Source organism: Rhodopseudomonas palustris, assembly GCF_013415845.1.
Classification (GTDB): Bacteria; Pseudomonadota; Alphaproteobacteria; order Rhizobiales; family Xanthobacteraceae; genus Rhodopseudomonas; species Rhodopseudomonas palustris_F.
The window spans coordinates 3,623,569-3,644,369 of the sequence record NZ_CP058907.1 but is presented as its reverse complement, the minus strand read 5'-3'; the positions used below and the strand labels follow the sequence as shown (position 1 = coordinate 3,644,369).

The following is a 20,801-nucleotide window of genomic DNA, read 5'->3' as shown; positions in this document are numbered from 1 at the left end:
CCGAGGCCCGGTCCCGAAGGACGACATGCCTTGATCCACGGAACCAGCCGGAACTTGGCGCATTAGCTGGCCGGCGCGACGGAACCGGTCCGTCGGGCCAACCTGCTGTTCTTCGAGACACGCCGATGACGTCGCTGCCCCCGCAGACTCCGCCGCCGCCCCCGCGACCGCCGGGACTTGATCCGCTCGCCAGTCAGCAGACGCAGGTCCGAAGGACGCAGCGTACCGACCGGTTGCTCCGGATTGCGATCGTGTGGCTGCTGGTGCTGGCGACTTTCTGGGTGGCGCAGCCTTATCTCAGCGCGCTGTGGTTTTCCGCAACGGGGCCGCGCACCGTCACGGCACGCGGCGAGCTGGCGCCGGCCGAAAAGGCCACCGTGGATCTGTTCAAGCAGGTGTCGCCGTCGGTGGTGCATGTGTTCGCGCAGGGCAGCCAGCGGGTGTCGCCATTCGCCGTCCAGCAAGAGGCGCCGGTGCAGTCCGGCTCGGGCGTGATCTGGGATGCCGCCGGCCATGTCGTCACCAACAACCATGTCATCCAGAACGCCAGCCAGTTGGGCGTCCGGCTGGCGTCGGGCGAATTCGTCACTGCGCGGGTGGTGGGCACCGCGCCGAATTACGACCTCGCGGTGTTGCAGCTGGAGCGACCGCACACACCGCTGCGCCCGCTCGCGATCGGCAGCTCGGAGGATTTGCAGGTCGGGCAGGCGACGTTCGCGATCGGCAATCCCTACGGCCTCGAACAGACGCTGACCACCGGCATCGTCAGCGCGCTGCGGCGGCGGCTGCCGACCGCGGCGGCCCACGAGGTGCGCGGGGTGATCCAGACCGATGCGGCGATCAATCCCGGCAATTCCGGCGGTCCGCTGCTCGACAGCGCCGGGCGGTTGATCGGTATCAACACCGCGATCATCTCCGGCTCCGGCGCCTCGGCAGGCATCGGCTTTGCTATCCCGGTCGATGCGGTCAATCGCGTCGTCACAGCCTTGATCACCAACGGCAGCGTGCCGGTGCCGGGCATCGGCATCGTCGCGGCGCGCGAGACCGAAACCGCGCAGCTCGGCATCGACGGTGTGGTGATCCTGCGCACGCTGCCGGATTCGCCGGCCGCGCAAGCTGGCCTCGAAGGCGCGACCGACGACGGCTATGTCCGCGACGTTATCACCGGTGCAAACGGCTCGGACATCCACAGCATGTCGGATCTTGCCGCAGCGCTGGAGGAGGCGGGGATCGGTCGCGACGTCAAGCTGACGGTCGAGCGCGACGGACGCGCCCGGACGGTGACCGTGAAGGTGACTGATATCTCGCAGCGTCGCCGGACCTGAAGCGCCCTGGAGGGCGCCGATCGGAACGAATGCATTCGCCGCCGATTGTTGCAGCAATCGGAGGTGAACGATGGGCAAGGCTTATTACGACATCGTCGGTAGCGACAATCGTTGGGGCATCCGCCACGACGACGATCCGACCGGCGACTACTCCAGCAAGGAAGCCGCATTCGAAGCCGCCTGCGCGGCGGCGTCCAACGCGATCAAATTCGGTCATGAGGTTCGGATCACCGTGCCGGGCAACGATGGTTCGGGAACCAATCTCGGCGTGATCACCAACTGAACGTTTTGGTCTTGGTCTCAAGCGGTCCGGTGCAAGCCCGGCCGCTGCTTTCTTTGGTGCTCTCTGCCTTTGGTGCCCTCTGCGTATTGGCGCCTATCCGTCAGTGCGAGGAGCGAAGCAACGAAGCAATCCAGATGCTTCGTGCAGAGAGGCTGGATTGCTTCGCTGCGCTCGCAATGACAGAGAAGGGAGTTCCTAAGGATACGCGACGCCGAAAGCCTCACGCGACCTTCTGCAGCCGGGCGTCCGTCACTGCGGCTTGATCCGTTACCTCGTGGGTGATCACCTCGAAGTTCAGCAGGTTCGCGGTGCCGAACGACGTGGAGATCGCGACGTCGGCAGCGTCGCGACCGCGGGCGATAACGATGCGGCCGATCCGCGGATGGTTGTGACGCGCGTCGAAGGTGTACCAGCGGCCGTCGAGATAGACTTCGAACCACGCCGAGAAGTCCATCGGCGCCGGATCCTGTGGCACACCGATGTCGCCTAGATAGCCGGTGCAGTAGCGGGCCGGAATGTTCATGCAGCGGCACAGCGTCACTGCGAGATGCGCGAAGTCGCGGCAGACGCCGATCTGCTCGGCGTGTCCCTCGGACGCGGTACGGTCGTTGCGGGCGAACTGATAGCCGAAGGTGATGTGGTTGTGGACGTAGTCGACGATCGCCTGCACGCGCTCCCAGCCCGAGGGGATGCCGCCGAACATCGACCAGGCCAGGGTCGCCAGCTTATCGGTGTCGCAATAGCGGCTGCCGAGCAGATACACCATCACCTCGTCGGGCAGCTCGGCCACCGGGATCTCGCGGGCGCCGGGGGCGACCTCGTCGGGCAGGCCGGTGTCTTCGATCAGGAAGTCGTTGCTGATATCGATGCGTCCGGCCGGCGCCACGATCCGGGTGCAGACGTTGCCGAACATGTCGGTGAAGTCGTGGGAGGGCACGTCCGGCGAAAACTTGATGACATGCTCGCCGATCACATGCTGGGCGCGCGACGGATGCACGCTCAGCAGCAGGTTGATCGGCGTCTCCTGGAAACACTGAAATGCGATATTGTAGCCCGCGCGAATGATCACTTGAAAAGCTCCGTTGCTGATCGAGGAAAGGCCGATGGTGGCGGCCCTCGTTACTTTCTCAATCGCGGAACGAACCAGGCGTTCCCGCTATGCCGCGGAGAAGGTTGCGCAAATTTGTGGCAGCACGCCGGCGTAGCAAAGCGCCGGCGTGCCTTGGCCTTACTCGCCGAGCTTGAACAGCAGCACCGAGCGTGCCGTCACCTGATACGCCGCGCCGCATTCGAACTCCTCATCCGGCACGCCGTGGGGCAGGTTGGTGTCGATCAGCAGCGACCATTTGGTGCCGTGCGGAACCTCGGGCAGGGTGAACTCCACCATGCCGTCGAAGCCGTTCAGCACCAGCAGCACGGTGGCTTCTTCGCTTAGCCGGCGGATGCCGGTGGTCTGGGCGCGGCCGTCGAGCAGCATGCCGAAGCATTTCACGTTGGAATCGTCCCAATGCTCTTGCTGCATCTCGCCGCCATTGGCGTTGATCCAGGTGACGTCGCGAACGTCGAGCGTCTCGTCGTATTGTCCGGTGAGGAACCGGCTGCGCCGCAGCGTTGGCGTGGTCCGGCGCAATTCCAGCAGCCGCTGGGTGAAGGCGCGCAGATGCTGCGCGGCCTCGTCGTGGTCCCAGTGCACCCAGGAGATCTCGTTGTCCTGGCAGTAGGCGTTGTTGTTGCCGTTCTGGGTGCGGCCAAACTCGTCGCCGGCCAGCAGCATCGGCGTGCCTTGGGCGAGTAGCAGCGTCGCCAGCATGTTGCGCTTCTGACGTTCTCGCAGGCTGAGGATGGTCTCGTCGTCGGTCGGACCTTCCGCACCGCAATTCCACGAGCGGTTGTCGGAGTGGCCGTCGCGATTGTCTTCGCCATTGGCCTCGTTGTGCTTGTCGTTGTAGCTCGCCCAGTCATTGAGGGTGAAGCCGTCATGCGCGGTGATGAAGTTCACGCTCGCCCAGGCGCGCCGGCCCTGGCGGTTGAACACGTCACCGGAGGCAGACAGCCGCGGCGCCAACGCCGCCGCCGGGGCTTCGCCGCGCCAATAATCGCGCGCGGTGTCGCGGAACTTGTCGTTCCATTCCGCCCAGCCCGGCGGGAAGCCGCCGACCTGATAGCCGCCGGGACCGCAATCCCAAGGTTCGGCGATCAGCTTCACCGAACTGAGCAGCGGGTCCTGCATCACGGATTTCAAAAAGCCGCTCTGTTCGTCGAAGCCGTAATGCTCGCGCGCCAGGATGGTGCCGAGATCGAACCGGAAGCCGTCGATGTGCATCTCGCCGGCCCAGTAGCGCAGGCTGTCGTTGACCATCTGGATCACGCGCGGATGCGTGAGGTTGACGGTGTTTCCGGTGCCGGTGTCGTTGATGTAATAGCGCTTCTGCTCCGGCAGCAGCCGGTAGTAGCTGGCGTTGTCGATGCCCTTGAACGATAGCGTCGGGCCGAGCTCGTTGCCCTCTGCGGTGTGGTTGTAAACCACGTCGAGGATCACGGCGAGGCCGACATCGTGCAGCCGCGCCACCATCTCCTTGAACTCGCGCAAGCTGTTGGGCACGTCGGCGGCGTAGCGCGGGTCGGGCGCGAAGAAACCGATGGTGTTGTAGCCCCAGTAGTTCACCAGGTTCTTGTCGAGCAGATAGCTGTCATTGACGAAGGTGTGGATCGGCAACAACTCGACCGCGGTGACGCCGAGCGAGGAAATGTAATCGACCACCGGCTTGGTGCCGAAGCCCGCATAGGTTCCGCGCAGATGCTCGGGCACCTCTGGATGCAGCTTGGTGAAACCCTTGACGTGGGTCTCGTAGATGATCGCCTGGTCCCACGGCACGAATTTGCGGCCGGGCTCGCCCTTCCAGTCGAAGTCGGGATCGACCACCACACATTTCGGCACGAAGCGCGCACTGTCTCGCTCGTCGAATGTGGTGTCGTCGCCGCTCTCCATCACATAGCCGAACACGGCAGGATCCCAGGTCAGCAAGCCGGCGTGGGCGCGCGCGTAAGGGTCGAGCAGCAGCTTGTTCGGATTGAAGCGGTGACCGTTCTCCGGCTCGTACGGTCCATAGACGCGATAGCCATAGAAGGTGCCGGGGCCGATATCGGGGATGTAGCCGTGAAACACCTCGTCGGTATATTCGGGCAGCTCGATCCGACGCTCGGTGTCGCCATCGAACAGGCAGACCTCGACCTTGGTGGCGTTGGCGGAGAACAGCGCGAAGTTGGTACCATGGCCGTCCCAGCACGAGCCGAGCGGATAAGGCAGACCCTCGCGAACCGCTTTAGTGTCGTTGAAAACGTTGTAGCCGGGGACCGCCTGCGGCTTCGCTGCAGGTTCTGCCGGCTTGGTCTCCGGCGGCAGCTCCAGCGTTTCGTTGGTGTCGGTCATTGGCGCGGCTCCTGCACAAGCGGTGTGAATTCATCCGAGTGGGGGCGCACGCTTCGAGCGAGCCCTCGGACGAAAAGCACCGACGGTCGTGTCATGAACAGCCCCATACCCGTGACTGCCAACAATGCGCGAGCCGGGATCCGGTTCCATAGTGCCTGCTGATGAGGCAAAGTGGAGCGATGCCGGCGGCTCAGCGCCGGCATCGGCCAGCCGCCTCAGCGCATTTTGACGACGGATTCGCGCGCCCACACCCGGAGCTTGCCGAGCTGATCGACGAAGGCGCCGGCATCCTTACGCGCGGCGAGCTCGATGCAGCCTTCATCGAGGTCGTCGCCGATGCCGGCTTTGGCGAATAGCGGCCGGGCGGCGGCGACGTAGCCGATGAACTTGCAATGCGCGAAGGCGTCGGCGACGAAGTCGCGGGCGGTTGATTCCTGCAGCAGGTCGTCGATTTCATCATCGCCTGGCAGCAGCGCCACCGCGTCGTACAGGACAGACGGTCCGCCATCGATCATCTGGTGCGCGGCGATCTCGCTGCCGTCGCTCGCGATTACGCCGCCGACGCGGGGTGCGATCAGTTCGAACGTCGCGCCCGCCTTCTCGACAGCCTTCTGCAAGCTCTTCAGCAGCGCCGCGTCGGTGCCGTCGGTGATCAGGATGCCGAGCTTGCGGCCTTCGAACCGCTCCGGTCCGTTCTCGATGATCGAGAGCGCGGGTGAGGGCGGCAGGTCCTGCCGCGTCGGCACCGCAGAGTCCGCGGGCTTCGGCATTGCCTTGATGCCCAGCCGGTTGGCGACGTTGGTCGCCAACGTCTCGTCGATGAGCAGCAGATGCGACAGCACGCGTTCGCGGATCACCGGAATCTCGACCTTGCTGAGTTCGAACGTCAGTGCCGAAACGATGTGGTGCTGCTCGGTTCGGGTCTGGCTGAGGTAGAATTGCCGCGCCTGGCTGTAGTGATCGGCAAAGCTCTCGGCGCGAAACTTCGCCTTGGCGCCTTCTTCGGCCTCAGGGAACGGCACGAAGCCGCGCTGCGGAGACTCGCGCGGACCCAGGCCGTGCGAGTTCGGTTGATAGTTGGCGCGTCCGACCGGGTTGTGCATCGCCATGTGACCGTCCTGTTGGAAGTGAGCGAACGGACATTTCGGGGCGTTGATCGGCAGATGCGCGAAATTCGGACTGCCGAGCCGTTTCAGCTGAGTGTCGAGATAGGAGAAGTTGCGGCCCTGCAGCAGCGGATCGTTGGAGAAATCGATCCCCGGCGGCACGTTCTGAGTCATGAACGCAACCTGCTCGGTCTCGGCGAAGAAATTGTCCGGCATCCGGTCGAGCACGAGGCGACCCACCGGCACCGGCGGGATGATCTCCTCCGGGATGATCTTGGTGGCGTCGAGGATGTCGAAATCGAACTTGTCGGCGAATTCCTGATCGAACAGCTGTACCCGCAGCTCCCATTCCGGGAAATTTCCGGTCGAGATTGCGGTCCACAGATCCCGGCGATGGAAGTCAGGATCGGCGCCGTTGATCTTCACCGCCTCGTTCCACAGCACCGACTGCATCCCGAGCTTGGGCTTCCAGTGAAACTTGACGAAGGTGGATTCGCCCTCGGCATTGACGAGGCGGAAGGTGTGGACGCCGAAGCCCTCCATGAAACGGAACGAGCGGGGGATTGCTCGGTCCGACATCACCCACATCACCATGTGCATGCTTTCGGGCGTTAGGCTGATGAAGTCCCAAAAATTGTCGTGGGCCGATTGCGCCTGCGGAAACGCCCGGTCGGGCTCTTCCTTCACCGAATGGATCAGGTCGGGAAACTTGATCGCATCCTGAATGAAGAACACCGGAATGTTGTTGCCGACCAGATCCCAGTTGCCCTCCTTGGTGTAGATCTTGACCGCAAAGCCGCGCACATCGCGGGCGAGATCGACCGAGCCCTTGCTGCCGGCAACAGTGGAGAAGCGCACGAACGCCGGAGTGCGTTCGCCGACGCGCTGGAACAGATCGGCGCGGGAGAACTTCGCCAGCGAATGGGTCGTTTCGAAAAAGCCGTGCGCGCCGTAGCCGCGGGCATGCACCACGCGTTCGGGAATTCGCTCGTGGTCGAAATGAAAGATCTTTTCGCGGAAGTGAAAGTCCTCGATCAGCGCCGGTCCGCGCGGGCCGATCTTCAGGGTGTTCTGGTCGTCGGAGATCGGGCCGCCTTGCGCGGTGGTCATCACCTCGGTGCCGAGATCCTCGGCGGTCTGGTGCAGCTCGCCGCCTTCGCCGCGCGACATCTTCTGGTCGTGAATGGTCGCCATCCGGTTTTTGGTCGGTTTCGCAGATTTTGCCATGAGGAGGTTTCCCGAGGTTGGAGATCGCCGGGCCCAATGCAGCGCAAGCGGCTCCGTTCCTGCGTGGCTGTTCCGGTCGCCTCACAACAAAACGGCCCGGCGGATTGCTCCGCCGGGCCGGGCCGTCATACGTAAGAGTTCAGATCACTTCTTCGCTTTCGACTCCGAAGTGGTGTTGGTGCGGTCACGTTCGAGCTGCTGCGCCATTTCGAGATGGTGCTGGAGCTTCGGCAGCGTGGTGCCCGCCCACTTCTTCAGCGCGTCGTTGTCGCCGCCCTTGGCGTAGCGTTCGAACAGCGACACCGCGTCTTTGTGTGCGCTGACCTGCTGTTCGTCGAAGGTCTCGCTGAATTCTGCGCCGTTGGCGTTCTTCAGCTTGTCGAGCTTGCTCTGATGGGCGGAATCGAGCGCGGTCGGCAGCTCCGCCTTGACCTTGCCGTCCGACACCATCGCCTTGAGCTCACTCGAGGTCTTGGTGTGATCGGCGATCATCTGCTTGGCGAACGCTTGCTGAGCGGCATTGCCCTTGCGCTCGGCGAGCTGGTTCGACTGGATCTCGAACATGTCGCTGATCGCGACCTGCTTGACGAAATCGGGCGTGGTTGGCGCGATGCCGAGCACCGAATTGACGCCGGTTTTCTCGGTGACCGATTGCGCCAGCGCCGGGGTGGCGACGAGCAGACAGCCGAGAACGAGTGCGGTCCGGTTCATGAGATTGTTTCCTTTCAGCTTGCAGCTTTACGATTGACGCCCTTACGGAGCGCCACGGTGTTGAGCTTGGTGTTGGCGGCCTTTTCCTCGTTGAGATTGGTGGTGAGGAAACGGACGATGTCGTCGTGGCCGAGCTCCTCGGCCCAGGCGATCAGGGTGCCGTAGCGGGCGATCTCGTAGTGCTCGACTGCCTGCGCATTGGCGACGATCGCGGCGTCCAGCACGGTCTTGTCGGCGATCTCGCCGGCGGTCTCGTCGGCCTCCTTGATGAGGCCGTCGATCGCCGGGCAGTTCACCCCCGAAGGCTTCTGTCCGAGCTTCTTGAACACTTGGTCGAGCCGTTCGATCTGCTTCTGGGTCTCTTCCAGATGCGATGTCAGGCCCAGCGACAGATCGCGATTGGTGGCCTGCTCGATCATCTTCGGCAGCGCCTTGGTGATCTTCTGTTCGGCGTAATAGATGTCGCGGACGCCGTGCAGCAGCAGGTCCTCCATCGTCTGAATGTCCTTGCTGAAAAATCCCATCGTCGCCTCCGCCCGAATGGTCCGCCTCCCGCGGCTCGACCGGAGAACCGGGGACGAACGATTCTGTTCCGTCGCGAGGCAAGCGCCGGGGTCGACCGGCCGCGGGGCCGGGGCAAGACGGTCGGGCAGCGGTCTGGCGAGCTATGGGCGGTCGGACGACAGAAGTTGGTGGCGCGCCGGCGAGGGGAGTTGAGAGCCCCGGGCGAACGTGTTACGGGGGCTGCATCGCGGGTGTAGCTCAATGGTAGAGCAGCAGCCTTCCAAGCTGAATACGAGGGTTCGATTCCCTTCACCCGCTCCAGTCTTCCATCAAAATTCGGTAGATATTCCTGAGAGTTACGGTCTTCGGGCCGGAATTTCCATGTGCTTCGTGCTGCGCGGCCTGACGCCAGGGCGCAAATAGGGCGCAGGCACTCGCGCCGCCTAGGATCAATCCGGCAGCGCTCGCGTTGCTCAGGCCGAGGCGCGGGAGGCGAGCGGGTGCGGGCGGCGTGAAGATCGCGACCTTCAACGTCAACAATGTCAACAAGCGGCTACCGGTACTGCTCGCGTGGCTGAAAGCGGCGCGGCCGGACATCGTCTGCTTGCAGGAGCTGAAGGCGGCTGACGAGGATTTTCCGGAAGCCGCGTTGCGCAAGGCGGGCTATGCGGCGGCGTGGGTCGGGCAGAAGAGCTGGAACGGCGTGGCGATCCTCGGGCGCCGGCGCGAGATCGTGGTGACGCGGCGCCGGCTGCCCGGCGCGCCGCACGACAAGCAGAGCCGCTACATCGAGGCGGCGGTTGCCGGGATCATCGTCGGCTGCCTGTATGCGCCCAACGGCAACCCGCAACCGGGACCGAAATTCGACGACAAGCTCGCTTGGCTGAAGCGGCTGAACCGTCATGCCGCGACGCTGCTGAAGAGCGGTGCGCCGGTGGTTCTGGCCGGCGACTTCAACGTCGTGCCGACGCCGGCCGATATCTACCCTAGCAAGTCATGGGACAAGGACGCGCTGGTGCAGCCGGCGCCGCGCAAGCTGTTCGCCGCGTTGCTGCGCCAGGGCTGGACCGATGCGCTGCGGCACTGCCACCCGGAGGACGCGCCCTATACGTTCTGGTCGTACTGGCGAAACCGGTTCGAGCGCGATGCCGGTCTGCGGATCGATCACCTGCTACTCGATCCGTCGCTGGCGGCGCGGCTGAAGCAAGCCGGCGTCGATCGCAAGGTGCGGGCGGCGCCGGAGGCGAGCGATCACGCGCCCGCCTGGGTCGTGATCGAGTGAGCGCTGCGTCAGCGACCTGTTGAAGAAAGCTAGTTACTGGATCCTGCCGGGATCGGCGTCGGCGCTTTCACCTGTGTCATCAGGTCGTCGTTCCATTTGCCTTCGACATTGAAATTGGCGCTGGCGCCGAGCTCGATCCCTTCGATCAGATTGTGGTTGAGGTAGGCGTAAATACCCGGCTGCTTGAAGGTGTAGAGGGCAGCGGCGGCGGATCCGCCACGGACGAACCAGGTCTCGAGATTGGTTTCCGGCGGATTTGAAAACTTGCCGGTCTCCCAAACGTAGTCGCCATGGCCGCCGATCAAATGAGGGCGGGTGTCGCGATTCGCCTGGGAATGGATGATCAACACGGTGTCGCCAACCTTCGCCGTCATCGCGTTGTTGCCGGTCAGCGCGCCGACGCGACCATTGAACACTTCGTGCGTCGGAATAAGTTTACGCATCACCTCACGGGTGTCGAAATATGCCTCGGCGGGCGACCCGTATGTCTTGTAGTTCCCCTTGTCGTCCTTCGGGACATAGAAATCCTGTTCGCCGATATAGTAGATGCGGTCGTAACGCAGCGGCTTTCCTGCGCCGTCCTTCAGGCCGTCGCGGGGTAGCACCATGATCGCGCCATTCATGCCGGACACGACGTGCCAGGGGATCATCGTGCCGCCGGGCGCGCAGTGATAGACGAAAACGCCGGCGCGATCGGCCTTAAAGCGCAGGACGACCTGCTCGCCAGGATTGATCAGCGTCAGCGCGCCGCCACCGAGCGCGCCCGTTGCGGCGTGCAGGTCGATGTTGTGAGGCATGGTGTTGTTGGCGGGGTTGATCAGTGTCAGTTCGACGTAGTCGTCCTGATGCACGACCATCAGCGGGCCCGGGATAGCGCCGTTGAAAGTCATTGCTTGAATTTTCGTGCCCTCGTCATCGATCACGAGTTCCTTTTCGTGCACCACCAGCTTGAACTCGACGACCTTGGGGCCGTCTGTCGTGGCCTGCTGATGTGGATGGACGAATGGCGGCGCGACCAGCTCGATGCGTTGGCGGGGCAGTTTGGAGATGTCGTCGGCAGCCGGCGACTGCCCTGTCACGCTCAGCGCGACTGCGATGACGGCGGCGTTCAGCAGGAGACCTTTAGGGAATAACATCGTTGTAATCCCTTCGCCTGAGTACGGGAAAGGGATGCTGTGCTAATCGCGCTATGGTTGTCCAGCGCTCAGAATGCGCGAAAATGCCAGTCTTAAAGGCCAGTAAAGCCCGCGCGGACGGTTCGTTGAAAATGCCTTCGTTCGAGCTCCATCGAGCAATTGATGAGCGAAGCCTAGGCTTGGATGACCTTCATTGAACGGAGGGGCACTAGCGACGACCAGCACTCCGGTTGCTGACCCGCTACAGCCTCGGCACCGCTACGTCAGCGCCCGTTGAAACTCGGCGCGCGTTTCTCGACGAAGGCGGCGGCGCCTTCGCGCAGGTCTGCGGTGACGAAGGCACGGCCTTGTTGCTCGGCTTCGTCGTCCAGCACCTGCGCGAGCGGGGCGCTCCATGCCGCTTCGATTTGGCGCTTGATCACGCCGATGCCGATCGGCGGGCCGGCCGCGAGTTGCTCGGCGATCGCCATCGCTTCGTCCATCAGGCGATCGTCGTCGACGGCCTGGAAGATCAGGCCGGATTGCTCGGCCTGTTCGGCGGACAGCGGCCGGCCGAGCAGCGCCAGCGCGCGGGCGCGGGCGACGCCGATCGCGCGCTGCACGAACAGCGAGGTGCCGGCATCGAGCGCGGCGCCGAGCTTGACGAAGCTGAGCACGAACTTCGCCGAGCGTGCCGCCAGCACGATGTCGCCGGCCAGCGCCAGCCCGACGCCGGCGCCGGCCGCGGGGCCGTTGACCGCGACGACGATCGGCTTCGCGGCGCCGCGCATCGCCTCAAGCACCGGGCTGAGTTCGGCGCGCATCCACGGCGCGACGTCGGCGCCGGCATCGAAGGTCTCGCTGCCGAGCGCCGCACCGGCGCAGAAGCCCTTGCCGGCACCGGTGAGCAGGATGGCGCGGACTGCGTCATCGGCGAGCGCCGCGTTCAATGCGGTGCCGAGATCGCCGAGCAGGCCGCGGCGCATCGCGTTGTATTGCGCCGGGTTGTTCAGTGTCAGCACTGTGACGGCGCCGCGCCGCTCCGACAGAACCAGGGGCATCGCCGCATACCCGCTTACAGGATCAGGCCGCCGCCGCAGACCAGCACCTGGCCGCTGACGTAGTTGGATTCCGGGCTGCAGAACAGATACACCGCGTCGGCGGCTTCCTCCGGCGTGCCGCCGCGCCCGAGCGGGATCATCCGCGCCATCGCTTCCAGCATCTGCGGTTGCACCCCGACCTTGATGTCGCGGCCGGCGACGTCGATGGTCTTCTGCTGCGCTTCGATCGGCTGGGTGAGGCGGGTGTTGATCAGGCCGAACGCGACGCAATTGACGTTGACCTTGTAGCGCCCCCATTCCTTGCACAGCGTGCGCGTCAGCCCGACCAGCGAGGCTTTCGCCGACGAGTAGCTGGCCTGGCCGGCATTGCCGTAGAGCCCGGCGATCGACGAGATGTTGACGACTTTCCGGAACACTTCCTGGCCGGCCTCGGCTTCCTTCTTGGCGAAGATCCGGATCGGCTCGGCGGCGGCGCGCAGGATACGGAACGGCGCAACCAGATGCACGTCGAGCATCGCCTGGAACTGCTCGTCTGTCATCTTCTGGATCGTCGAGTCCCAGGTGTAGCCGGCGTTGTTCACGATGATGTCGAGGCCGCCGAATTTCTCCACCGCGGCGCCGACGAAACGGTTGGCGAAGCCGGCTTCCGAAACGCTGCCGTTGATCGCAATCGCGTCGCTGCCCATCGCCTTGATCTCGGCGGCGACCGCGTCGCCAGGCTCGGCGTCGAGATCGTTGACGACGACGCGCGCGCCTTCGGACGCGAGCTTCAGCGCGATGGCGCGACCGATGCCGCGGCCCGATCCGGTGACCAGCGCCACCTTGCCTTGCAGTTTGCCCATGAGGTTTCCTCGAATGCTTGTTGTTATGACAGGGCGACGATCGCTTCACCGGCGAGTTTGATCTCGCCGGTCTGATCGCGGGCGGTGAGGGCGAGCCGGGCGCGGCGTTCGCCGCCGGCTTCGATCAGCTCGGCGATCTGGCCTTCGCAGGTGATCTCGGCGCCGAGCTGGGTGATCGCGGCGAACCGCGTCGAAAAGCTGCGGATACGCCCCGGCGCCACCGCGTCGCTCAGCGCCTGGCCGAGATAGCCCATCACCAGCATGCCGTGGGTGAACACGTCGGGAAAACCCGACGCTTTGGCGAAGTCGATATCGACATGGATCGGATTGTGATCGCCGGAGGCGCCGCAATACAGCGCCAGACGGTGGCGATTGATCGCGGGGAAGCGCTTGTGGACGATGCGGTCGCCGACCGCGGGGGAGGTGGTGATGTCCATCGTGCCGGTCATCCGTTGCGCACCACGATGGTCCGCGTCGTATCGGCGACGTGGACGCCGTGCTGATTGGTGACGGTGGTTGCGACGCCGATCAGCGTCATCGCGCCACCCTTCTTGTCAGTGACGCTGGTGACCTGCGGGCTGAAGGTCAGCGTGTCGCCGACCATCACCGGGGCGTGGTAGGTGAAGCTCTGTTCGCCGTGCAGTACTCGGCCGAGATCGATCTCGAGCGCGGTGAGAAACTCGAACGGTTTTTCGTTGTCGAGCATTTCCAGACAAAACAGATAGGTCGGCGGGATCGGCGGGGCCGCGAAGCCTTCGGCCTTGGCCGCGGCGGCATCGCGATACACCGGGTTGGTCTCGCCGAGGGTGTCGAGGAAGTAGCGCAGCCGGCCGGCTTCGACATGGGCGGTCACCGGCGAGAACCGGCGACCAACAGCGGATTGATCGACCATTGCGTCAGCCTCACGTGCGCTCGTATAACGTCACCACGCAGGCGCCGCCGAGACCGAGATTGTGCTGCAGCGCGCGCTTGGCGCCGCCCACCTGGGTCGCCTCCGCGGTGCCGCGGAGCTGACGGGTCAGCTCGTAGCACTGCGCGAGGCCGGTGGCGCCGAGCGGGTGGCCCTTCGACAGCAGCCCGCCCGATGGATTGGTGACGAACTTGCCGCCATAGGTGTTGTCGCCGTCGGCGATGAACTTCTCGGCACCGCCCTCCGGGCAAAGACCGAGCGCCTCGTAGGTGATCAGCTCGTTATGGGCGAAGCAGTCGTGCAGCTCGACGACATCGATATCATCCGGTCCGACGCCGGCGTCTTCGTACACTTTGGTCGCCGCGGCACGCGCCATGTCGTAGCCGACCACCCGCATCATGTCGTGCGCTTCGAAGGTCGACGGCGTGTCCGTGGTCATCGCTTGCGCGGCGATGCGGACGTCGGTGTTGAGGCCGTGCTTCCTGGCGAATGCTTCGGACACCAGCACCGCCGCGGCGCCGCCGCAGGTGGGGGGACAGGCCATCAGTCGGGTCATCACGCCCGGCCAGATCACCTGGTCGTTGAGCACGTCGTCGGCCGAGACCTCCTTGCGGAACAGTGCCAGCGGATTCTTCGCCGCGTGGCGGCTCGCCTTGGCGCGCACCTTGGCGAAGGACGACAGCGGCGTGCCGTATTTCTGCATGTGGCTGAGGCCGGCGCCGCCGAAGTAGCGCAGTGCCAGCGGTACGCCGGGTGCATCGATCAACTGATCGGCGGCGGCATCGAAATCCTCGAACGCGCTGGGGCGATCGACGAACACCGAGCCGAGTGCGCCGGGCTTCATTTGCTCAAAGCCGAGCGCCAGCACGCAGTCGGCGGCGCCGGAGGCGATCGCCTGCCGCGCCAGATACAGCGCGGTCGAGCCTGTCGAGCAGTTGTTGTTGACGTTGACGATCGGGATTCCGGTCATGCCGACCTGATACAGCGCGCGCTGCCCGCAGGTGGAGTCGCCATAGACGTAACCGACGAAGGCCTGCTGGATTGCATCGTAGCCGAGGCCGGCGTCGCGCAAGGCCAGCCGCGCCGCTTCGGCGCCCATTAGGTGATACGGTTCGTTCGCGCCCGGCTTGACGAACGGGATCATGCCGACGCCGGCGACGTGGACGGGTGACGCCATCGTTTCCTCCCTAAACTTACCCATTGGACTTTTTATTACCCATGAGTAATATATGCGAGCTGCTGGCGAGTCAATCGATTGGCGCCGGATCAGTTACTTGCTAAATTGCTGCCTACGGAATTTGTGATGAGCGGACACGCCGCCGACGATCAATCGCCCTGGATGCCGTTCGAGAGCCGCCGCCGCGCCCGCGACGAAAAGCGCGAGGCGGTGCTGCGGACGGCGGTGCATCTGTTTCTCGAACAGGGCTATCATCGCGCCACGCTCAACGAAGTGGCGGAGCGGCTGAACATCACCAAGCCGGCGCTGTACAACTATTTTCGCAGCAAGGAGGAGATTCTGTTCGAGTGCTGGGCGCTCGGCCAGGAGCAGGTCGACGAGATCATTGCGGGCATCAACCGCTCGGGCGACGACGGGCTCGGCAAGCTGCGCGCGCTGGTGCGTGCCTATGCCGCAACGATGGCCACGGAATTCGGTGCCAGCATGGTACGGTTCAATCCGCGCGACCTGTCGCCGGACAACGAGAAGACGGTGCGCGCCGCCAAGCGCGGCATCGACCAGACGTTTCGGCGCTTCATCGCGGAGGGTGTCGCCGACGGATCGATCAAGCCGTGCGATCCGAAGCTCACCGCGTTCGCGATCGCCGGGTCGCTGAACTGGATCGGCCACTGGTATCAGCGCGACGGCGCGCTATCGCCGGAGACGATCGCCGAGGAATTCGCGATGCGCCTCACAGAGGGGCTCGCCATCCGATCAACCAAAAAGAAGAGCACCCTTCAGGTGCCCGACGGCAACAACAACAGGAAACGACCCAAGGGAGGACACCATGAACATCACCCACGGCCTGCGGCGCGCGCTGCAGATCAACCCGGAAGGGCTGGCCACCGTCTGCGCCGGCCGCCGGCGTAACTGGCGCGATGTCGGCGACCGCGTCGCGCGGCTCGCTGCCGGCCTGCGCGCCAGTGGCGTCGGCGAGGGCGAGCGCGTCGCGATCCTGTCGCTGAATTCGGACCGCTATCTGGAAATGTATCTCGCCGCCGGTTGGTGCGGCGGCGTGATCGTGCCGCTCAACATCCGCTGGAGCGCGCTGGAGAACGAAGACGCGCTCAAGGACTGCCGCGCGGTGGCGCTGGTGGTCGACAAGGCCTTTGCCGCGACCGGCGCCGCGCTGGCGCAGGCGATGCCGTCGATGGCGCTTATCTATGCCGACGACGGTGACGTGCCGCCCGGGATGCAGAGCTACGAGGATCTGATCGCCACTCACGCGCCGATCCCGGATGCGATGCGCAAGGCCGAAGACCTCGCCGGGATCTTCTACACCGGTGGCACCACCGGCCGCTCCAAGGGCGTGATGCTGAGCCACGGGAATCTAATGGCGAATGCACTCAACGCGTTGGGCGAAGGGCTGTTTCCCGGCACGTCTGTCTATCTGCACGCCGCGCCGATGTTCCACCTCGCCAATGGCGCCGCGATGTATTCGCTGCTGCTGTCGGGCGGCTCCAACGTGATGATCCCGTCGTTCACGCCGGAGGGCGTGATGCAGGCGATGCAGAACGATCGGGTCACCGACGTGCTGCTGGTGCCGACCATGATCCAGATGTTCGTCGATCATCCGGCGCTGAAGAATTACGACCTGTCGTCGCTGAAGAACATCGTCTATGGCGCGTCGCCGATCAGCGAGGCGGTGCTGGCCCGCGCGTCCGCGGCGCTGCCCAACGTGCAGTTCACCCAGGCCTACGGCATGACCGAGCTGTCGCCGATTGCCACGCTGCTGCACTGGAAGGAGCACATCGGCGAGGGCAAGGCCAAGGGCCGCCAGCGCGCCGCCGGCCGCGCCACGCTGGGCTGCGAAGTACGGATCGTCGATGCCGAGGATCGTACGGTTCCTTATGGGACCGTCGGCGAGATCTGCGTGCGCGGCGACAACGTGATGATGGGCTATTGGGAACGGCCGGAGGAGACAGCGCGGGCGCTCGCCGGCGGCTGGATGCATACCGGCGACGGCGGCTACATGGACGAGCACGGCTTCGTCTACGTCGTCGACCGGGTCAAGGATATGATCATCTCCGGCGGTGAGAACGTGTACTCGGTCGAGGTCGAGAACGCGGTGGCGCAGCATCCGGCGGTGGCGCAATGCGCGGTCATCGGTATTCCGCACGAGGCGTGGGGCGAGCAGGTTCACGCCGTCGTCGTCACCAAGGCCGGTGCCACCGTGACGGCGGAGGAGCTGATCGCCCACTGCAAGGCGTTGATCGCCGGCTACAAGTGCCCGCGCAGTGTCGAGATCACCGAGACGCCGCTGCCGCTGTCCGGCGCCGGCAAGATCCTCAAGCGCGAACTGCGCCAGCCGTATTGGGAGAGCCGCGAACGTCGCGTCAGCTGACGCGCCGGCGGGCTGCCACACATCATCAGCGCCGCGCGGGATCGCCTTATCGAGGCGTTTTCCTGCGCGGCGTTTTCTTTGCGCTCTTCATGCCCGGTCATCGGCGCGCGCTACACTGGCCCGATCGTCGATTCGTCCTTGCTCGAGATCGGAGGCCCTTCGCATGCCGCTGCCTTTGAATGACCAGTCCGTTCCGGCGCAACTACAGGCAGCCTCCGGCGGGATCGACTGGCAGCGTCGGGCTCTGCTGTTCGGTGCCGCGGCCACCGCTGGCGCCGCTGCTCTTGGCCTAAGCCCTGCATCGGCGGCCGTGCGGCGGCCGTCGTTGCGATCCGGGATCGACCGGTCGGCGCGGGTCAGTGCGGCGCGGCTCGACGCCGAGGTCGCCAAGGCGTTCCCGCTGTTCAACGCGCCGGCAATCCTGCCGGCGTTCGATGCAGCGACCGCCGGCGCCCAGGTGGATGTCGATCTGCACCGGATTGTGACTACGACCCGCGTCCCGGAGACCGGCGAACGGCTGACGGTCAGCGGCCTGTTGGCCGTGCCGGCCGGCAAGACCGGCGAGCTGCCGCTGCTCTCGTGGCAGCACGGCACCATCCTGTCGTTCGATCAGGTGCCGTCCAACCTGACCAAGCTCGCCGATCCAGCGTACCAGCTCAGCGATGCGACGGATTCGCTGGAGACGCTGTTCAACGTGCAGCGGTTCGCGGCGCGAGGCTATGCGGTGATCGCCGCCGACTATGTCGGCAAGGGCCCGTTCCGCAACGGGCGGGGCGAGAGCTATGTGGTCAAAGACGTCAGCGTCCAGACCTGTCTCGACATGCTGGCGGCGGGCGAGGTGGCGATGAAGTCGCTCGGCCTCAGGCCTTCCAAACTCTTCCTGCACGGCTGGTCGCAGGGCGCGCTCAATACCCAGTGGCTTCATCAGGCGCTGCGCCGCCGGTCGCGGCCGATCGCCGCGACCGCGGTCGACAGCCCGTTCAATGATCTGAATGAGGCCTGGAGCTACTGGGCCGGCGCGCAGAGCTTCGCGCTGCCGGCCGGCATGACGTCCTATCCGGCACTGCCGAACTGGATCTCGCTGTGCATGATTGTCGCGCTCGGCAGTTGCGAGCTGAACTATCGCCTCAGCGGTCTGCTCGACAGCGCCATCCGCCCCGAATACCGGGCGATGGCCCGCAAATACTGGGGTGACTACAAGGTCGTGGCCGATCCGCAGCAGCCGTTCCCGACCGGCTCCGACCTGTTGGTGCCGGGCTTCTTCGAGCGCGCCACCGACGATCGCAACAGCGCCTTCCTGCGTCACCTCGCAGCCAATCGGGCTTCGTATTGGCGCTACGATTCGCCGATCCGGTTTCACTATGGCCTCGCCGACGAAGCGCTGCATCCAGCGATGGTGTATCGTGCGCTGTCGGCCGGCGGTCACCAGGCGATGGGGATCCCGACCGCCAGAGCCAGCCATCGCGCGACGTTTCTCGCTGCGCTGTATGGCGATGCCGCCAGTCTCGGTGGTGCGGAGAATGTGCCGAGTTGGTTTGGCAAATTCTAAACGATCCACACACACACACAGAATTGTGCGGCATCGGACATGATGTCGCGGGTGCGAACGCTCGCTTGAGCGACCAAACGTCACATAATTGATCGGCGCGGATGCGGAGATGTACGAGTTGTTATTTGTGCGGCGCGATATGTGACAGTTGTGACAACGCAGCAGTGACTGATCCGTCGAGGCTTTCTGATCAATATGCACAATAGTTACTGTGACCAGTTGTCACGATAAGATGACGATTAGTTCTGTCAACCGGACGAGCAATTACCTTCGCTGCAAACTGACTGACGCTCCTTAGACAAAAGGAGCGGTTGACCCTATTGGACCCGCTCTCCAAGACTTCGGCTCCGCTGCCACCAAGAGCAGCCCGGGCATCGATCAGCGCGCAAGCGCGACGCGACCCGAGACTAACAAGAAGATTTCCTGAGGAACCCGAGGAGAGACGCCCCATGGCCGACAAGAAATTTATCATCGACCGCAGAACTGCGCTCAAGACCGGCCTGGCCGGTGCTGCCGCCCTCGCGACGCCGAGCTTTTTCATCCGCGACGCCTGGGCCGACGATTTCTGCAACATCCCGAAGGGCAAGGAAGTCGTTTTCGGCTTCAACGTTCCGCAGTCCGGCGCCTATGCCGACGAAGGCATGGATGAACTCAAGGCCTATCAGCTCGCGGTCAAGCACCTCAACGGTGAGGGCGACGGCGGCATGCTGAAGACCATGAAGCCGCTGGCGCTCAAGGGCAATGGCGTGCTCGGCAAGAAGGTTACCTTCGTCTCCGGTGATACCCAGACCAAGGCCGATCAGGCGCGCGCCACAGCCAAGCGCATGATCGAAAAGGACGGCGCGATCATGATCACCGGCGGCTCGTCGTCGGCCGAAGCGGTCGCGGTGCAGTCACTGTGCCAGGACGTCGGCGTGATCTTCATGGCCGGCCTGACCCACTCCAACGACACCACCGGCAAGGACAAGCGCGCCTACGGCTTCCGCCACTTCTTCAACGCCTACATGTCGGGCGTCGCGCTCGGCCCGGTGCTCGCCGAAGCCTATGGCAAGGATCGTGCGGCGTATCACCTGACCGCCGACTACACCTGGGGCTGGACCCAGGAAGAGTCGATGAAGGACGCCACCGAGAAGCAGGGCTGGAAGACCGTCAAGGCGGTCCGCACGCCGCTCGGCGCCGCCGACTTCTCGCAGTACATCACCCCGGTGCTGAACTCCGGCGCCGACGTGCTGATCCTGAATCACTACGGCAAGGACATGATCAACTCCTTGACCCAGGCGGTGCAGTTCGGCCTGCGCGACAAGATGGCGAACGGCAAGAAGTTCGAGATCGTGGTGCCGCTGTTCTCCGAGCTGATGGCGCAGGGCGCCGGCGATGCGATCAAGGGCATCTACGGCACCGCGAACTGGGACTGGAAGCTCGAAGACGCCGCCACCAGCGCCTTCACCAAGTCGTTCGGCGCCGCCTACGGCACTCCGCCGTCGCAGGCCGCGCAGACCTGCTACGTCCAGGCTATCCTGTATGCAGATGCCGTTGAGCGTGCCGGCACCTTCAATCCGTCGAAGGTGATCGCGGCCCTCGAAGGCTTCGAGTTCGACGGTCTCGGCAACGGCAAGACGCTGTATCGCGCCGCCGACCATCAGTGCTTCAAGGACGTGCTGGTGGTGCAGGGCAAGGAAAAGCCGAAGGACAAGTTCGATCTGCTCGAAGTCAAGAAGATCGTGCCGGCGTCGCAGGTCACCTACGATCCGAGCATCTTCGGCGGCGAACTCGGCTCCAAGGACGCCAAGGCGTGCGGCTGATCTGATCCAGCCGGGCTGCGCGCTGCGGCCCGGCGAGCACAATCGTGACCGGTCGGCTGAGCCGTGGGGCGCAGCCGACCGCCACGTGTCTCTT

At 64.5% G+C, this 20,801-nt stretch carries 18 protein-coding genes and 1 tRNA gene; 8 read left to right on the top strand and 11 right to left on the bottom strand.

What is annotated here, in order from left to right; translation table 11 throughout:
- The first annotated feature begins 125 nt into the window (after positions 1-125).
- Together HZF03_RS16670 and HZF03_RS16665 are read left to right on the top strand one after the other, a co-directional pair.
- Positions 126-1,325 (top strand): S1C family serine protease, encoded by a 1,200-nt coding sequence (locus HZF03_RS16670; protein WP_119019795.1) that lies wholly within the window; start codon positions 126-128, stop codon positions 1,323-1,325.
- A 70-nt stretch (positions 1,326-1,395) separates the two neighbouring features.
- Positions 1,396-1,608 (top strand): hypothetical protein, encoded by a 213-nt coding sequence (locus tag HZF03_RS16665; RefSeq protein ID WP_012496697.1) that lies wholly within the window; start codon positions 1,396-1,398, stop codon positions 1,606-1,608.
- 220 nt (positions 1,609-1,828) lie between these two features.
- Here the strand turns inward: HZF03_RS16665 and HZF03_RS16660 are convergent, their stop codons facing one another.
- The 5 genes from HZF03_RS16660 to HZF03_RS16640 form a co-directional block, all read right to left on the bottom strand.
- Entirely contained in the window at positions 1,829-2,677 is an 849-nt protein-coding gene (locus HZF03_RS16660; protein ID WP_119019794.1) for a transglutaminase-like domain-containing protein, read from the bottom strand.
- Between the two features lie 159 nt (positions 2,678-2,836).
- The gene (gene glgX / locus HZF03_RS16655) at positions 2,837-5,038 is read right to left on the bottom strand and encodes a glycogen debranching protein GlgX (RefSeq protein ID WP_119019793.1); all 2,202 of its coding nucleotides are present in this window, start codon (positions 5,036-5,038) and stop codon (positions 2,837-2,839) included.
- 215 nt (positions 5,039-5,253) lie between these two features.
- Positions 5,254-7,371, bottom strand: a complete 2,118-nt coding sequence (gene katE / locus HZF03_RS16650) for a catalase (RefSeq protein ID WP_119019792.1) — start codon at positions 7,369-7,371, stop codon at positions 5,254-5,256.
- Positions 7,372-7,515: 144 nt separating this feature from the next.
- A complete protein-coding gene (locus tag HZF03_RS16645) occupies positions 7,516-8,082 on the bottom strand; it encodes a DUF4142 domain-containing protein (RefSeq protein ID WP_011158851.1) in 567 nt (188 codons plus the stop codon).
- A 14-nt stretch (positions 8,083-8,096) separates the two neighbouring features.
- The gene (locus HZF03_RS16640; RefSeq protein ID WP_119019791.1) at positions 8,097-8,606 is read right to left on the bottom strand and encodes a YciE/YciF ferroxidase family protein; all 510 of its coding nucleotides are present in this window, start codon (positions 8,604-8,606) and stop codon (positions 8,097-8,099) included.
- 227 nt (positions 8,607-8,833) lie between these two features.
- Between HZF03_RS16640 and HZF03_RS16635 the strand changes: the two genes are divergently transcribed.
- Positions 8,834-8,907, top strand: a tRNA-Gly gene (locus HZF03_RS16635).
- A gap of 190 nt (positions 8,908-9,097) precedes the next feature.
- On the top strand, positions 9,098-9,868 hold the full coding sequence (locus HZF03_RS16630) for an exodeoxyribonuclease III (RefSeq protein ID WP_119019790.1): 771 nt from the start codon (positions 9,098-9,100) through the stop codon (positions 9,866-9,868).
- A gap of 29 nt (positions 9,869-9,897) precedes the next feature.
- Here HZF03_RS16630 and nirK read toward each other — a convergent pair whose 3' ends face one another.
- From nirK to HZF03_RS16600, 6 genes are all read right to left on the bottom strand, one after another.
- Positions 9,898-11,004: a copper-containing nitrite reductase gene (nirK, locus tag HZF03_RS16625; RefSeq protein ID WP_119019789.1), complete on the bottom strand. Its 1,107-nt coding sequence runs from the start codon at positions 11,002-11,004 to the stop codon at positions 9,898-9,900.
- 263 nt (positions 11,005-11,267) lie between these two features.
- Positions 11,268-12,044 (bottom strand): enoyl-CoA hydratase-related protein, encoded by a 777-nt coding sequence (locus HZF03_RS16620; protein ID WP_119019788.1) that lies wholly within the window; start codon positions 12,042-12,044, stop codon positions 11,268-11,270.
- Positions 12,045-12,058: 14 nt separating this feature from the next.
- Positions 12,059-12,886, bottom strand: a complete 828-nt coding sequence (locus HZF03_RS16615) for an SDR family NAD(P)-dependent oxidoreductase (protein WP_119019787.1) — start codon at positions 12,884-12,886, stop codon at positions 12,059-12,061.
- A 23-nt stretch (positions 12,887-12,909) separates the two neighbouring features.
- On the bottom strand, positions 12,910-13,335 hold the full coding sequence (locus HZF03_RS16610) for a MaoC family dehydratase (RefSeq protein WP_119019786.1): 426 nt from the start codon (positions 13,333-13,335) through the stop codon (positions 12,910-12,912).
- Positions 13,332-13,778, bottom strand: a complete 447-nt coding sequence (locus HZF03_RS16605; RefSeq protein ID WP_119019785.1) for a MaoC family dehydratase N-terminal domain-containing protein — start codon at positions 13,776-13,778, stop codon at positions 13,332-13,334. Before HZF03_RS16605 ends, HZF03_RS16610 begins: the two co-directional genes overlap by 4 nt.
- A 10-nt stretch (positions 13,779-13,788) precedes the next feature.
- Positions 13,789-14,973, bottom strand: a complete 1,185-nt coding sequence (locus tag HZF03_RS16600; protein ID WP_119019784.1) for a lipid-transfer protein — start codon at positions 14,971-14,973, stop codon at positions 13,789-13,791.
- Positions 14,974-15,099: 126 nt separating this feature from the next.
- Here HZF03_RS16600 and HZF03_RS16595 point away from each other — a divergent pair, with 126 nt between their 5' ends.
- The 4 genes from HZF03_RS16595 (at position 15,100) to HZF03_RS16580 (ending at position 20,707) form a co-directional block, all read left to right on the top strand.
- Positions 15,100-15,882 (top strand): TetR/AcrR family transcriptional regulator, encoded by a 783-nt coding sequence (locus HZF03_RS16595; RefSeq protein ID WP_119019783.1) that lies wholly within the window; start codon positions 15,100-15,102, stop codon positions 15,880-15,882.
- Complete coding sequence (locus HZF03_RS16590) at positions 15,800-17,356, top strand: acyl-CoA synthetase (protein WP_119019782.1); 1,557 nt, start codon at positions 15,800-15,802, stop codon at positions 17,354-17,356. The genes HZF03_RS16595 and HZF03_RS16590 overlap by 83 nt, the downstream gene beginning before the upstream one ends.
- Before the next feature lie 163 nt (positions 17,357-17,519).
- Positions 17,520-18,905, top strand: coding sequence for an alpha/beta hydrolase family protein (locus tag HZF03_RS16585; RefSeq protein ID WP_119019781.1), 1,386 nt, complete (start codon positions 17,520-17,522; stop codon positions 18,903-18,905).
- Positions 18,906-19,354: 449 nt separating this feature from the next.
- Entirely contained in the window at positions 19,355-20,707 is a 1,353-nt protein-coding gene (locus HZF03_RS16580) for a substrate-binding protein (RefSeq protein WP_011158839.1), read from the top strand.
- Positions 20,708-20,801: the final 94 nt, after the last annotated feature.